We start from the raw sequence: 14763 nt of genomic DNA on the forward strand, positions 1-14763 counted from the left end.
GGCAGATGCAGTCGCTGTTTAGTCATGGCGGGGCCCCTTGAGTTCGATAAGTTGGCCCCCTTCGAGGCGCAGCACTCTGTCGGCCAGCTCGGCATATGAGGGGTTGTGGCTCACCAGCAGCAAGCCTGCACCTGTGTCCCGCACCGCCGCCACCATCAACGCCATCACCTGTTCGGCATTGTGCTCATCGAGGCTGCCGGTGGGCTCGTCGGCGAGCAGCCACCTGGGCTGATGGATGAGGCCGCGGGCCAGCGCTACTCGCTGACGCTGACCGCCGGAGAGCTGCTCCGGCCAGGCATGGCGCTTGTGGCTCATATCGAGCCGATGCAGCAACTGGTCAATCCTGGCCTCATCCGGTGGCAGCGCGTTGATGGCCAGCGGCAGTGCCAGATTCTCTGCCACCGTCAGGGTCGGCAGCAGGTTGAAATCCTGATAGACGATACCGAAATGGCGGCCCCGCAGGCGTGCCCGCTGGTCGGGGGAGAGGGTGTCGATCCGGGTCTCCCCCAGCCAGATCTCCCCTTCGTTCGGTGCAATCAACCCGGCGATCAGATTGAGCAGGGTGGACTTGCCGCAACCGCTTTGGCCCAGCAGCAGGGTGATCTCGCCAGCGGGGAGGGCAAGATCGAGATGGTGGAACAGCGGCAGTCGTTCACTGCCGTTATCGAAGCTCTTGCAGAGGTTGCGCAGGGTCAGCATGGGGTAACCGTTTGATGGTCAATGGCTTTCATCATGCTTGGTACGCTAGCACGGCCGACAATGATCAACACGACTTACAACGGATCAAGAGTGCCAGTTAGTGATCAAGGCGGCAAAAGAGCAGTGGATCCTCGCTGGATCCGGCTCGCCTGTGGTGGTTAGAATAGGGGCTTCCATGGGTCACAGGATGAGCAAGGATGTTACACAAGCAAGTCAGTTTTATCATCGATAGCAAGGGGAACAAGCAGGCGGCCGTCGTCCCCATCGAGATCTACAACGAGCTGATGACCCTGCAAAAGGCGCTCTCCGACAATCGTCCCGGGGAACGCGAGCTCTACCACTTCAACGGCAAAGGGGCCGAAGCTCACGGTTATCCGGTGGGCAAGCGGCAAAATCCGGGCTTTATGGTGCTGGCCGGTTCCACCGCCAATGGCGAGGATGCCGCCTCTTTGCGTGAAGCGGTGATCGAGCTGCGTCACGAACTGCTGGAGAAGGGGGTTATAGTGCCCCGCAGTCAGGGTGGTTTTGTCTTTACCGCCGATCAGCTGTTCAACAGCCCGAGTCTGGCCGCCAGTCTGGTGGCGGGTAATAACCGCAGCGGTCTGGATGCCTGGCAAAACAGCGCAGGCTATACCCTCAAGCAGTCGGGTTTCGGCAAGAAATAATCCCGCGTTTCGACAGCAAACCAATTAAGCGTTAATTGACCTGGATGAATTTTTCTTTTCATCCAGGTGCTAGCATGATTGCCAGACGGTTCTAAAAGGAAGAGACCATGTCTGCGCTCACCCCTGTTATTTTGCTGCTGTCCCTGTTTATCCCTCCCGCCCATGCCAGTAGTGGCCCAGTTCTGTTGACATCCTCCTCAGTCGGACTTTTTTGTGTCGGATTATTTGTGTTGGCCTACGCCCTGGTGATGGCCGAAGAGTATCTGCAACTGCGCAAGTCCAAACCCGTGCTGGTGGCCGCCGGGGTGATCTGGATCCTGATCGGTATCGCCTATGCACAGCAGGGGATGAGCCCTGTCGCCGAGCAGGCATTTCGCCATACCCTGCTGGAATATGCCGAGCTGATGCTGTTCCTGCTGGTGGCGATGACCTATATCAACGCCATGGAGGACCGGCGGCTGTTCGATGCCCTGCGCGCCTGGCTGGTGCGATCCGGCTTTCACTTGCGCACCCTGTTCTGGTTGACCGGCGGGCTTGCTTTTTGTATTTCGCCGGTGGCAGACAACCTGACCACTGCGCTCTTGATGTGCGCCGTGGTGTTGAAGGTGGCCAACGGTGATCGGCGTTTTGTCAATCTTGCCTGCATCAACATAGTGATCGCCGCCAACGCCGGAGGGGCGTTCAGTCCCTTTGGCGATATCACCACCCTGATGGTGTGGCAGGCGGGCAAGGTGCAATTTGGTCAGTTCTTCACCCTGCTGATCCCCTCTCTGCTCAATTTTCTGGTGCCTGCCATCCTGATGAGCCTGATGGTGCCGCGTCATGTGCCGGAGGCTGATAACGAGGTGGTCGATCTCAAGCGGGGGGCCCGTCGCATCGTCGCGCTGTTCTTGCTGACAATCATCACGGCGGTGCTATGCCACAGTTTCCTCCATCTGCCGCCTGTGCTCGGCATGATGCTGGGGCTCGGTTATCTGCAGTTTTTCGGCTTCTATTTGCGCAAGTCGCTGCCGCGATCCCTTGCCCGCAAGCGTGCGCTCTATGAACGCAATGGCGATGAGGTGCGGTTGCGCAGTCTGGGTTCTGTGGTGCCATTTGACGTGTTCAACAAGGTGGCCAAGGCGGAGTGGGATACCCTGCTCTTCTTCTACGGCGTGGTGATGTGTGTAGGGGGGCTGGGCTTTATGGGCTATCTGGAGCTGGTATCACACTGGCTGTATGACGCTGGGGATCCCACCATGGCCAATATCTTCATCGGGGTCTTGTCCTCCGTCATCGACAACATTCCCGTGATGTTTGCCGTGCTGTCGATGAACCCGGATATGGCGCTGGGGCAGTGGCTGCTGGTGACCCTGACCGCCGGAGTAGGCGGCAGCCTGCTCTCCATCGGCTCTGCGGCCGGGGTGGCCCTGATGGGACAGGCCCACGGCATGTATACCTTTTTTGGCCACCTGAAGTGGCTACCTGCCATCTTGCTCGGTTATCTGGTGAGCATAGGGGCGCACCTCTGGCTCAACAGTGCCCAGTTCTGAACCTCTGGGCGCCACTACGAAAAGAGGCTTCCGTTGACGGAAGCCTCTTTCGTTTTCCTGACAGGGGGGAGGGGGATCAATCGCCTCGCTTGTCGGTCAGCAGCCAGTAACTCAGGGTGGAACCCACGCCGCAGCAGGCGATGGCGATGGCCATGGGCAGTGGCGAGTGGGGCGGATTGAGGTTGACCAGAATGCCGACCAGGGCACCGATACCAAAGCGCAGGGTGCCCGCCAGTGCCGAGGCGGTGCCCGCAGATTGCGGGAAGTGGCCCATCAGGCCGGTCATGGCGTTGGCGCCCACCAGACTGATATGGCCGACAAACAGTACCACCGGAATGACGATGCCCCACAGACCGCCGGTCTGGCTCCAGGCGTTGTAGACCAGCAGGGCGCCCGCGCAGGGCAGCACCAGCAGACCGTATTGCAGCATCCGCTCGGCGCCCACCCCTTTCACCAGTCTGCTGTTGACGAAGGTGACCACCATCATCAGCAGAATATTGAGGCCAAACAGCCAGCCGTAGTGCTCGGTCGGCACCTTGAAGTACTCGATATAGACGTAAGGGGAGCCGCTTAAGAAAGCGAACATGCCGGAGCTTGAGAGGGAGCCGCACAGCACATAGCCCATGGCACCGCGATGGGAGAGCACACCCCAGTAGTTCTTGAGGATCTGGCCGATCTTGAGCGGCTGACGGTGCTCGGGTTTCAGGGTCTCCTCGATTTTCCACTGCATCACCAGACAGATCAGCAGGCTGATCCCCACCAGCAGCCAGAAGATGACCCGCCAGCTGGCATGGGCACTGATGTAACCCCCCACCACGGGTGCCACCAGCGGTGCCAGCGTCATCACCAGAATGACGAATGACATGGCGCGGGAAAAGGCATCCTTCTCAAACAGGTCGCGCAGCAGGGCATTGACCACGACCGACCCCGCGGCGCCGCCCGCCGCCTGCAGCATCCGATAGGCCAGCAATTCGGGCAGGGAGTCCGCCATGGCACAACCGACCGAGGCGATGGCAAACATCACCAGCCCCGCCAGGATCACCGGCTTGCGGCCATAGCTGTCGGCGAGCGGGCCGTAAAAGAGCTGGCCGATGGCAAAGCCGCCCAGAAAGGCGCTGATGGTGAGCTGGGCACCGTCGATGCTGGTGGCCAGATCCCGGGCAATGGCCGGAATAGCCGGCAGATACATATCTACCGCGAGCGGGGTCAGGCCCGCCAGCGCACCCAGCAGGATAAAGAGAAAACGGGGGGAGAGGGCGGCAGCCTGAGCTGTTGGCGATTGGGGCATAGGGTATCCGCTGGTGAACCTTGGTTGAAAAAGAGAGAAGGACGAGTCTATCAGGTTTGCCCCCGCTCGGCATGACGTTCCTGCCCCCTCAAAAGGGGGAGGTGCCCGGCGGCTCAGGCACCTTGGGGAGCTCACTTGCGGTCATGGGGGCGCGCTGCGCGGATCACTCCCCCCAGCCAGAGCAGCCAGGCCAGCGACGAGATGGCGTACCCGAGCCGCTCCGGCCAGCGGGCGGTGAGGGTAAAGGTGAGGCTGTGTTGTCCGGCGGGCACCCAGACTTGCACCAGCCCGTTGCGGGTGCTGCTGACGCTAAGCGGCAGGCGCTGGTCGAGCCTTGCCTGCCAGCCCGGGTAATCAAACTGGTGCAGGATCAGTTTGGCGGGCACCGGGGCATCCACCGTCAATTCGATATGACGAGGCTGCCAGCGCTGGATCTGCCAGTTCACCCCCTGATGGTCGCTGGTGATGGCGGGCTGGAATTCCTCTTTCCAGGCCAGCAGGGTGGGGGCAAACATGCCGCGTGGCACCTGCTTTGGTCGGTATTCGCGGGCGCTGCGCTTGCTATCGAACTCTCCGTCGAGCTGACTCTTTACGGGAGCCTGGGTGAGCGGCGCCTCGCGTACATAGAGTCCCTGCGAGAGCAGGGTGAGGGCAAGTAGTAACCACCAGACCCACTGCCACGGGCGATAGGTGGGGGTACCCAGCGCCACCACGGCGACGGTAGCGATGACCAGCAGCAGATTGAGGCGCCAGGGAAATTGCACCAGTTGCAACGGAGTGAGCAGGCGCCACAGGGGCTCGCTTGGTGGCAGCATCATCAGAAAGCTCAGGGTGCCAATGACCCCCCAGAGCAGTAACTCGGGATGGCGCGGCTCGCGGGCGGCAGCCCAAGCTACCAGCAGCAGAGCCAGGGTGAGCAGCGTCAGCCAGGCGAGATGGCCGCGAAAGCGCCAGTCATCACGGCTTTGGGGCAAACGATCGAGAAAGTTGCGCTGAAATTCGAACATGCCGGTGCGCATCTGCTCCATGGAGATCCCCCCCTGATCCAGCAGAGCGGGCAGCAGCAACAGGCTGGCCATCGCCAACCCCCAGAGCTGGCCCAGCAGGGTGCCAATGAGCGGGGAGGCGGTGACAGGGACACTGACAAGCGTTGTGCTCCTCTTGTAGTGCCAGACCAGCAGCAGGCTGCGCAGGGTGAGCAAGCCCAGAATGAGCAGGGTGCTTGGTAGATGGGAAAGCGTCAGCATGGAGACGGCCAGTGCGAGCAGCAGTAGTGCAAAGGGGGCACGGCGGCAGAGGCGATCCTGCGCCAGCAGTGCCAGCGGTGCCCAGACGAAGGCCCAGCTCTCCGCCAGGGCAAAGCGAGCGTAGATATCTATGGCCAGATGATAGGGCAGCGCCATATAGAGCAGACTGGCTGCCAGCGCCCGTCCGTTGCCGGCAAAGGGACGCAACCAGAGATAGGCAAACAGGCCGGAGAGCCAGAGTGCCACGCTGCTGCTCCAGAGCAGCGGCGTCATCGCTTCGTGGGCCAGTGGGGTGGGGCCGGCGAACAGGGCGCTCACATAGTAGGGCAAGGGGGGGATAGAAGAAAAAGACCGGGCTGCCGAAGGCGCCGTTCATCTCCATCAGCCAGCGCGGATAGAGCTCACCTTGCCACAGTTGCACGGCAAAGAAGTGACCGGAGAGCAGGTGGTGAAACAGATCATGGCCCTGACTGCCGCCGCGCAGCCAGAATGGCAGCAACAGGAGGGCACAGGCCCCGGTCAGCACCGACAAAACCCACAGCCACTCTCTGGTTACACGCATAAGGAGACTCGTCTGTTATGGATGCGCAGTGAGTGTACCCGAGTTGTTCCCCTCTTTTTTAGTTGTCATGGCTGATTTTTGTGCTTTTTCTGTGCTTCTTGTCACTTTCCCTATGGGGTGTCTGCAGCGAGGGAATGGCGAGCCAGAGGCCGGGCTCGGCGGCAAAGCGTGGGGCAAACCAGTGCTGGCGCACCGCAGTGGGCATTTCGCTCGCGGCGATGGGGCGGCGACTGAGGCGGCAGGCTCCTTGAGAGAGCGCCAGCGCCGCATCTCCCTTGTACCAGCCATCGGTCACCGGCAGTGCCGTGGTCTCCCGCAGCAATCTTACCCCCCACTGGGTCACCAGCGTCGGGCACGCTTTTTCTGCCAGTTTTGCCGCCTGCACCATGGCGGGCGGACGGGGCAGGGTGAAGGTCGCGCCGAGCAGCAGCAATCCGGCCACCGTAACCAGCCCCTCGCCACGGCGCGGCAGCCAACCTGCCAGCAGCACGATACCGAGCAGGGTGATGGGGGCCATATGGCGGGGATTGTCGGGATTCTGGCCAAACAGGGTCCAGAGCAGCAGGGCGAGCCAGTAGATCGTCCAGAGCACGGAGGGGGTCGCATTGTGATCTTTTGACCGTTGCCAGAGTGGCTGTATCAGCAAGGCTCCCATCAACAGGGGCCAGAGCGAGGTCAGCTGAGAGTTGAAGGTGCTCGCCCAGCTGAGCAGCCGATCGCCATGGGCCGCCGCCGTGTTGCCCCACAGGGTAAAGTGGCCGTCGGTAAAGCGCTGCCCCTCGCTGAAATAGGCCCAGCCATCGGCCTGCCAGACAAAGATCAGGCTGATAAGCCCCACCAGCATGATGGGGAGTACAAACCGGAAGCGCGTTCCCTGCTGCGCCATTCCCAGCCAAAGTGGCAGCAACGCCAGCACAAAATAGGAGGGGCGTAGCGCCAGCAGCAAGCCAAGCATGAGGCCTGCCAGCGCGATTCTGCGCTGCTGCAAGGCCAAGAGAGCCCCGAGCCAGGCGGCGAGCGCTGGTCCATCCGAAAGGCCGGAGAGGGCGAGCGTCGGGGTGAGCGGCAGGGCCAATACCAGCAGCCAGACGGGGGCAAGCAGGCTTGGCCGTTGCCACAGTTTTACCGCCAGCAAGGCAGCGAGCGGCGCCAGCAAACTGCTACCCAAGAGGCTTGCCCACTGCACCGCCTGGGCCGGATCGTCTACCGCCAGATTGATCAGCTGCGCCAGCCAGATAAAGGCGGGGTAGCCCGGAAAGTGGGGGGAGAACTCCAGCACGCTAAAGCGCGTCACCCCGTGGGCGAAATTGAGGGCATCGTCGGAATCGAGGGACACCGGGAAGGCCAGCAGCCAGCCGAGCCAGGCCAGTTGCAGCAGGAGCAGTAACAGGAGCAGTAAGTAGGGTCGATTAGCGAAGCGTAATCGGCCGTGAAGACGCCCCCCTTCTCCCCTTGCGGGAGAAGGGTTGGGGATGAGGGGGGCTGTCATCATCGATGAGAGGCCATCAAAGCGGCGCCAGCACGGCCATCAGCGCTTTTTCTGCATCGCTAAAGGCGGCGGCATCGGCGGGCTTGGCGCCCACCCCGAATACCCCCGGGTTACCGATGGCATCCAGCACCTTGGCGAGCGCCTGTTCGGCCGCCTTGCGATCCCCCTCGCTAAGGGAGGGGAGGATCAGATCGAGGAAGCGCTTGCTCTTGACCACCAGCACCTTGGCGGTCTGGTAGTCGCCAAGATTCTGGCTGGCCCCTTCGAGGCGGCGCTCGATCTCCGCCTTGTAGGCGCGATTGAGCAGGGCGGCGGTGGCGGCTGCATCTTGGGCCTTGATGGCGGCGGCCAGCGGCCCTTGCAGTTCCACCTTGTGGTGCTGCTCCAGATAGGTCAGTTCGTCGGCAATCTCGCTCAAGGTGGCGCTGGCATCCTTGCCTCCAGTGGCGGCGCCCAGCAGTGCCTCGCGGGCGTCGATCAGTGGCTCCTTGCCGGCGGCGGCGTAGGAGTAAGCCTGCGCCTGCCCGCTCAGGGTCAGCAGCAGGGTGAGGGCGAGTAAACCCGGGCGGATGGTCATCCTGTTCTCCTTACTTATGCCAATGGCGCGGCCATCAGGCCACACTCTGGGTTTCGATCACGGTGTTTTCGTTGCGATGGTTAAAGATGGCGTGACGTCTGTCCACCCCGTCGATCACCATGTCGGCCGCCATCATCCCCATCTCCATGGCGGTGTCGGTGAAGATGTAGCGGAATGTCCCCTGACGGCCGGTCATGATGAGGTTGGTGATGGGCATCAGCGCCTTGATCGCTTCGTTGCGGCGTGCCTGATAGCCGAGATCCATCAGCGGATAGGCGTACTCGCTGCGGGCCTCGAAGGTTTCATCGCCAAGCTTGGCGGTATCGACGCCAAGGCTGGCGAGATCGGCGGTAACCCGACCGCGCAGATCGGCCAGCGGCGCCTGCCAGGTGTCATCCCCCGGATTGCAGGGGATCTCCAGCATCACCGAGGTCTGGCCCTGGGGCGCCATAAAGGGGCTGCGGCGGCGCGGCTCCTGCAGGCGGGTCGCCAGAATATGGGGGTCGGAGAGGTACTGCCAGGTGTTGTCCGACAGGTTCTCCTGCTTGAGCGGCATATTGACGAAGCGCAAGGATCGGTAGTGCAGATCGCACGGCAAGCCAAGATGCTGGCAGGTGAGCGGCAGCGGCAGGGTGGAGATCACCTGATCAAAGCGCTCGCTCTGCTCAACGTCATCTTGTTTCCAATAAACCCGTTCGATGCGGCCATCAGCCTGTTCAAGGCGGGTGATGGTGGCGCCGGTTTTCAGCTCAACGCCCTCTGCCACCAGCCGCTCCCCCAGGGTGGTGAAGATCTGGCCGAAGCCATATTTGGGGTAGCGGTATTTGCGGGCATAGGTGCGCACCGAGATGCTGCCGTTGCGTCTTGGCAACAGGCGGCGCGCCACGTCTTTGAGATCGATGAGGCTGATGCGTTGACCGGCCCAGTCGGCGGAGAGCTTGTCCGGGTTGATGCCCCACAGCTTGCCGGTGTAGCCCTCGAAAAACTGACGGTAGAGGGTGCGACCGAAGTGGCTCTGGATCCACTCGGCAAAGCTCGCCTTGGCAAAATCATCCGGCTTCTTGCTAAAGGGCAACAGCAGCAAGTCTTTCACCGCACCGGCCATCAGGGCGAGCGGCGCCGTCTTGAGCAGGTTGGGCAGGTTCAAGGGGTAGTCATAGGTGCGCCCGCCAAAGCGGATCACGCTCTTGCGTTCGGCGTGGAGCAGGTCATCCCCCATCAGCTCGTCGATAAAGGCGAGCAGCTCGGGGTTTTTGGTGATAAAGCGGTGACCGCCGTAGTCGAAGCGATACTCCCCATCGCGCCCCTTGAAGGTCTGGGTGGCGCACATGCCGCCGACCACCGGCTCCTGCTCGAACAGGGTGACGGCAAAACCGGCGCGGCGCAGGCGCCAGGCCGCCATCAAACCGGCGGGGCCAGCGCCCAGCACTGCAATGCTTTTCTTGTTGTTATCGCTCATGACCTATTCCGAAACTGCTTGATAGATAAGGGAACCGCGCCAAGGCGCGGCTCCCGAATGGTGTTGTTACCCCGTGGCCTTGTTGCCACAGGGCGTGCGGGCTCAGCCCTTGCTGGATGCGGCGCTCACCTGCGGGCGATAGCTGTGCTGCCAGAGGGTAACGAAGATCGCCAGATAGAGGGCCCAGGTCAGCAGCTGCAAGCCAGCGGGTGAGGCATTGTAGCCAAACAGAGCGCGCAGGAAGGTACCAAATACCCCCTGATCGTCGAGAATGTGGCTGATGTCGAATACCGGCGTGGTCCAGAAGGTGATGATATCTGCCGCCTGCAACATGTTGACGGCAGACGATAGAAGACCTGCGGCGATGATGATGATAAGCAGGCCGGTCCAGCGGAAGAAGGGGGCCAGCGCCACCTTGCGGGTGGAGCGCAGCAGCCCCCACACCAGCGCGATGGAGACCAGCAGCCCAGCCAGCGCGCCCATCAGGCCCGATTGCAGATCGACCCCTTGCCCAGAGTAGAGCAGGGCGGAGAAGAAGAGCACGGTTTCAAACCCTTCGCGCATCACCGCCAGGAAGGCGAGCAGCACCAGACCAAACAGGTTGCCGCCATCGATGGCTGCATCGATGCGCGCCGTCATGGCCCCCACCTGGGATTTGGCCTGTTTTTGCATCCAGATCGCCATATATGTGAGCACCAAGGTGGCGAAGATGAGGATCCCCGCCATCAAGAGGTGGTTGTAGCGCTCGCTCTCGAACTGGCTCACCACCACCTGGAACAGGAAGGCGACGACAAGGGAAGCGATAAGGCCGAGCCCCACCCCCAGATAGATGAACTTGTTGTAGCGGCTCGCCCCCAGCTTGGCGAGGTAGGAGAGGCAGATGCCGACCAGCAGGAAGGCTTCCAGCCCCTCGCGCAGGGTAATGAGAAAACTTGCAAACATCAGGATTGAGGCTCCGTAGCGGGCGTGACGGGGAGAGGCTGCAAGGTAAGTTGCAACCGATTTAGCTGCACTATGGGTGGCTCCGGCAAGCTGGGCTCGGCGGCGCGCACCGCATCATTGACCCACTTGGGGTAGGTGCGGAAATTGAGTTTGATATCGGCCTTGAAGGGCCCCTTGGCATCTGCGGGCAGCGGCCAGGCTTCATCGCGCCAGCCATCGGCCGGAATGCGGGTATCTTCCAAGAGCTTGGCGTAACGCCAGAACTTGAGCCCCACCGGCTTGCCCTCGGCATCACCGAACACTTTTCTGAACAGCCGCGCATCTTCAGGGACGGCGCCATCCACCGGCTGGCCGCTTTTGAGCACCAGCTTGCCGGTGGCGTCCGTTATGGTCAGCTCCAGCCAGAATTCACGAAAATCGGCCACTCCGGTGGGCAGGGCATGGCCCGCGCCGGTATTGGCGACCCGCACCACCAACTGCTGACTATCGGCAGCCTGTTCGATACGGGCGGAGAGGGTCGCGCTGGAGCGCAGCAGCGCCAGACTCTCCTGCTCAAGGTCGGGATTTCGCAGCCCCACCAGCTGGTGCTGGGCGCCGGTAAAGTTGTGGCGATAGAGCCGCGCCTTCATGGTGCCGTTTTCGGTGGACTGGCCCGTCACCGGCGCGCCGCCATTGCCCGGCTCCGGGTTCATATGGCAGTCGATGCAGGTGCGCCGTTTGGCGGGATCCTCGGCCTTGGCGAAACTGGACTTTTCCCACTCGTCCCAGGTGTTGACGATATTGGCGCCGGTGCCGGGGGCAAACTCGTTGTGGCACGACTTGCACAGAGCCGCGTCGCGGTAAAAATCTTTCTGATAGGAGGCTTTGTGGGCTGCCGGGCGGGCGTTGATCTGCCGCTCAGCCAGCCAGTGCTTAAGGCTGCCACCCGGGGCATCCTCGAACACATAGCTCTCGCGGTCTTTCAAATTCACGGTAAAGGCGCTGTTGCCGCCCGCGTCTTCTACCTTGGTGATGCGATGGCAGAGCACGCAGCTGGTGCCTTCTTCCACCACGGGCTCGCCTTTCTGGTGTGCAGCGATCAGCGAGGTGCCGCCCTGCTCGAACATGTGGGAGCCCTTGGGCAGATCCAGCTGGCCTGTCATCACCTGCTGGGGCATATGGCAGCCCTGACACCACTGGCCGAACGCTTCCCCTTCGGTTTCGCGGGCCAGCGCCTGCACCACCTTGTAGTAGGGGTGGGAGTTGCCCATCAGCCGGTGGTTGCTCTCGCTCCAATCTTTGAAGGCCTGTTGGTGGCAGTTCTGGCAGGAGGCGGAGTTGAGCCACGCCTTCGGGTGGGTAGTCGGCGCCTTGGCGGGATCCGTGCGCGGGGCATCGAGTCGCAGCCAGTTGGCGAGATAGGGGAGGTTGCCATCGGCGGTGACGAAGGCGTGCAGATCTTCCATCATCGCCTTCACCTCCGGTTGGGGCCTGGCGGGGTCAACCGCCTCGGCCCCATCGCGGGTGTCATGGCCCATGCCGCCCTGGGTCTGCTGGGTCATGCGCAGGTATTCGCCGACAAAATCCCCCGCCACCATGTTGGTGAGGTTGGCGTGTCCATTGATGGCGTTGTCGCCGCTCTTTTGGCGATGGGCCGCCATCAGATAGCGGTTGGTGAAATTGAATCCGTCCAGATGGCAGGAGTTGCAGCTCATCCAGTTGTCCCCCGCCATGGGGAAGCGTGGGTTGGACGCAGTGTTACCGAGGTTAAACAGCCGCTCGCCGCGCTGAAGCGACTTGGGGCGGGGATCCGTTTCCACCAGCTTGGCGAAGTGGGGCGCATCGACGGTGACCCGGGCAAACGGGCCGCTGCCGCCGCTATTGAGACGGGTGAGATCCTGCCCCATGGCGTTGTGCACCAAAATATGGTCGCCGTCGAGCAGCAGATCCCGCGGATTCTGGCCCGGCAGGTGACGCAATAGCTGGGTCGCCTTGGCGCCCCCCTGAAACTTCTTGCGGCGGTGGCGGTTGTTGTTGGATTTGCCGCTGCGCGACAGGTCAAACACCAGCAGATCTTCCGAGCCAGCCAGGGTCAGATAGACCCGCTTGCCGTCGGCGGCAAAGCGCGCTGCGAACGGGTTGGAGACGATCTGGCTGCGGTTGCCGACGCTTGGCAGATTGATCTGCAAAAAGAGCTGTTTTCTTTCATCGACCCGCTCTTTCTCCTCATCCAGATTGATGATGGAGACCGCCGGAAAGACGGTGCTCTGAAACTGGAAGGGATGGTCGAAACTCCACAGCACATGGGGCAGCCAGGCTTCGCTGCCATCGGGGGAGAGGGCGATGCCATCGAGCAGGCGCGGCAAGCCCTGGGAGTCGCTCGGCGTGTCGCTATGGGTCTCGGCCAGGGTAATGAGCTTGGGCTTGGGAAGCGAAGATCCCTTGGCGCTATTGCCGAGTTTGGCGAGATCATAGATGGCGAGCTGGCCGGTCATGGCGTAGGTGAGCAGCAGGCGATCATCGTCGGTCAGGGCCAGTCCACGGGGAGTCTCGGCGGTTTCTGCATCCAGCTGGAGGTTGCCCGCGGTGTCGTAGGCCTGCAGGCGAGCGGATTCGAACAGTGTGACCCAGAACCACTGCCGCTTGGCATCGAAGATGACCCCATAGGGTCTATGGCCGGTGGGGATCGCCTTTTCCAGATCGAGATCATCATCCAGCAGCAGCAGGCGATCGCCGCTGTAGTCGGTGACCAGCAGGGTGCCGTCATCGGCGCGGGCCAGCTGGCGCAGATCGCCCCCCAGCGGCACCTCTTTGAGGCGTTTTCCGCTATCGCGCTCAAGCAGGGTGACGGAACCTGCGCTCAGGTTGGCGGTGACGAGGCGCGGGGCGCTTCCCTCCTCATAGGCGATCATCCCGGCGCCCATCTGCTGGGCCAACGCAAAGGGGCTGGCCAGCAGCAGGAGGAGGGCCAGCAGGGGTGACAAATATGCAGAGAACGATGACTTCAACATGGGATCAGGTGCGCCATTTCAAGATGGTCCAGCGCCAGGCATGGCGCAGCACCAGAGGAGTTAACGCCAACGCGCTCAACCAGTGGGCCCAGCTGGCGAGGTTGCCCATGGCATCGCCCGGAGTGCCGTGCAGCACCAGCAGCAGGCCGCTGGCCAGACAGAGCAGCAGCAGGGCTTCGATAATCCGCCCCGTGGTGCGCAAAAAGGGTTTGTTGCTGCGGTGCAACAAGCTGCGATGGGAGAGCCAGAAGGCGCCAAACAGCAGCGGAAACAGGGTGAGCGAGAGCATCACATGCAAGAACAGATTCCAGCGTGCCAGCGACCAGAGCGGGGTCAGCGGCTCCCACAGCAGCAGGCCGGAGAAGAACATCAGATAGAGGGTGCCCTCGGCGGCCTGATGGTGATAGGCCAGCCACTGCCAGAATTGTCGGGGTGAGAGAGAAAGGCTTGTCATAAAGGCTCCAGCACCCGGGCGGGGCAGCCCGGGGGGAGCAAGTTTATAACGCAGTAAGAGTAATGAAAAGTGTTATCAATTGTATTGCTGGTGAATCAAGGCTGAACAAGCACAGTGATCAAACTCGACTATTTATGCTCTGCCATCCGCTCGGTCACCGCATAGATGAGCGCGGCCAGCGAGAAGGCGAGAAACACCACCACGGACCACTTCATATCGACTTCATTGATGATGCCATCTTCGAGGAAGGCTTTGAGGACCTCCACTCCGGCGATGGTCACCAGCGAGTTGATGACGATGAGCTTGAGGGAGGCAAAGTTGATCTTGCTAAGCCAGTTGCTGCTAAGGGAGGCGCGCTGCTCTTCCGTCTGGATAAATTGCACATAGCCACAGATAGCGACCAGGATGAGCATCTGGGCCACCAGTATAAAGTCCACCAGGGTCAGCACGCCGGTAATGAGATCCAGATAGGGGATCTCGAAAATGTTTACAGAAAGCTGATAGAGCTGCATGGCAAACTTCACCATCAGCAATACCACGCAGATGAGAATGCCAATGTAGAAGGGGAACATCATCAATCTGCTGCCATTGAGCATGAAATTGAATCGACGCATGAGAACTCCGATGTTGGGAACAGGGCTAAATAGAGTGAGTATGACGCGAGCAGCCCGCAACGTTGCAAGGCTGTGGGGGCTCATTATGCCGAGTCGCCTCCTGCTTGCGCCTATAAAAAAATAAAAAGCCATCATAAAAAATAAAACCGCATCCCGCTGTCTTATTTGTGATTTTTGTCCCGTCCTGAATCCTGAATCCTGAATCCTGAATCCTGAATATGGTTTACACCTTTCCCCCCAATCAA

General features: G+C 61.4%; 12 protein-coding genes. 2 read left to right on the forward strand and 10 right to left on the reverse strand.

Annotation, left to right across the window (positions count from 1 at the left end; genetic code table 11):
• Nucleotides 1-18 precede the first annotated feature (18 nt).
• Nucleotides 19-699, reverse strand: coding sequence for an ABC transporter ATP-binding protein (locus AACT07_RS11575; protein WP_069527840.1), 681 nt, complete (start codon nucleotides 697-699; stop codon nucleotides 19-21).
• Nucleotides 700-896: 197 nt separating this feature from the next.
• On the opposite strand from AACT07_RS11575, the gene AACT07_RS11580 reads away from it, so the two are divergent.
• Together AACT07_RS11580 and nhaD are read left to right on the forward strand one after the other, a co-directional pair.
• Nucleotides 897-1364 carry a DUF4357 domain-containing protein gene (locus AACT07_RS11580; protein WP_005333716.1) on the forward strand — a complete coding sequence of 156 codons (468 nt, stop codon included), beginning with the start codon at nucleotides 897-899 and terminating at the stop codon, nucleotides 1362-1364.
• A 107-nt stretch (nucleotides 1365-1471) separates the two neighbouring features.
• Nucleotides 1472-2896 (forward strand): sodium:proton antiporter NhaD, encoded by a 1425-nt coding sequence (nhaD, locus tag AACT07_RS11585; RefSeq protein WP_069527842.1) that lies wholly within the window; start codon nucleotides 1472-1474, stop codon nucleotides 2894-2896.
• 76 nt (nucleotides 2897-2972) lie between these two features.
• On the opposite strand, the gene AACT07_RS11590 is transcribed toward nhaD, so the two are convergent.
• The 9 genes from AACT07_RS11590 to AACT07_RS11630 form a co-directional block, all read right to left on the reverse strand.
• On the reverse strand, nucleotides 2973-4184 hold the full coding sequence (locus AACT07_RS11590) for a Bcr/CflA family multidrug efflux MFS transporter (protein ID WP_069527844.1): 1212 nt from the start codon (nucleotides 4182-4184) through the stop codon (nucleotides 2973-2975).
• Between the two features lie 131 nt (nucleotides 4185-4315).
• On the reverse strand, nucleotides 4316-5749 hold the full coding sequence (locus tag AACT07_RS11595) for a hypothetical protein (protein ID WP_253182257.1): 1434 nt from the start codon (nucleotides 5747-5749) through the stop codon (nucleotides 4316-4318).
• 302 nt (nucleotides 5750-6051) lie between these two features.
• Complete coding sequence (locus AACT07_RS11600) at nucleotides 6052-7485, reverse strand: hypothetical protein (RefSeq protein ID WP_069527846.1); 1434 nt, start codon at nucleotides 7483-7485, stop codon at nucleotides 6052-6054.
• A 13-nt stretch (nucleotides 7486-7498) separates the two neighbouring features.
• Complete coding sequence (locus tag AACT07_RS11605) at nucleotides 7499-8059, reverse strand: hypothetical protein (protein ID WP_069527847.1); 561 nt, start codon at nucleotides 8057-8059, stop codon at nucleotides 7499-7501.
• A gap of 34 nt (nucleotides 8060-8093) precedes the next feature.
• Nucleotides 8094-9518, reverse strand: coding sequence for an NAD(P)/FAD-dependent oxidoreductase (locus AACT07_RS11610; RefSeq protein WP_069527849.1), 1425 nt, complete (start codon nucleotides 9516-9518; stop codon nucleotides 8094-8096).
• Between the two features lie 102 nt (nucleotides 9519-9620).
• A complete protein-coding gene (locus tag AACT07_RS11615; protein ID WP_069527850.1) occupies nucleotides 9621-10460 on the reverse strand; it encodes an FTR1 family iron permease in 840 nt (279 codons plus the stop codon).
• Nucleotides 10460-13450, reverse strand: coding sequence for a YncE family protein (locus AACT07_RS11620; protein WP_069527852.1), 2991 nt, complete (start codon nucleotides 13448-13450; stop codon nucleotides 10460-10462). The genes AACT07_RS11615 and AACT07_RS11620 overlap by 1 nt, the downstream gene beginning before the upstream one ends.
• A gap of 4 nt (nucleotides 13451-13454) precedes the next feature.
• Nucleotides 13455-13904, reverse strand: a complete 450-nt coding sequence (locus AACT07_RS11625; RefSeq protein WP_069527853.1) for a hypothetical protein — start codon at nucleotides 13902-13904, stop codon at nucleotides 13455-13457.
• Between the two features lie 128 nt (nucleotides 13905-14032).
• Nucleotides 14033-14518 carry a YqhA family protein gene (locus tag AACT07_RS11630; RefSeq protein WP_005333692.1) on the reverse strand — a complete coding sequence of 162 codons (486 nt, stop codon included), beginning with the start codon at nucleotides 14516-14518 and terminating at the stop codon, nucleotides 14033-14035.
• Nucleotides 14519-14763 lie beyond the last annotated feature (245 nt).

The sequence above is a fragment of the Aeromonas sp. ANP5 genome, from assembly GCF_963870295.1.
GTDB classification, from domain to species: Bacteria; Pseudomonadota; Gammaproteobacteria; order Enterobacterales; family Aeromonadaceae; genus Aeromonas; species Aeromonas veronii.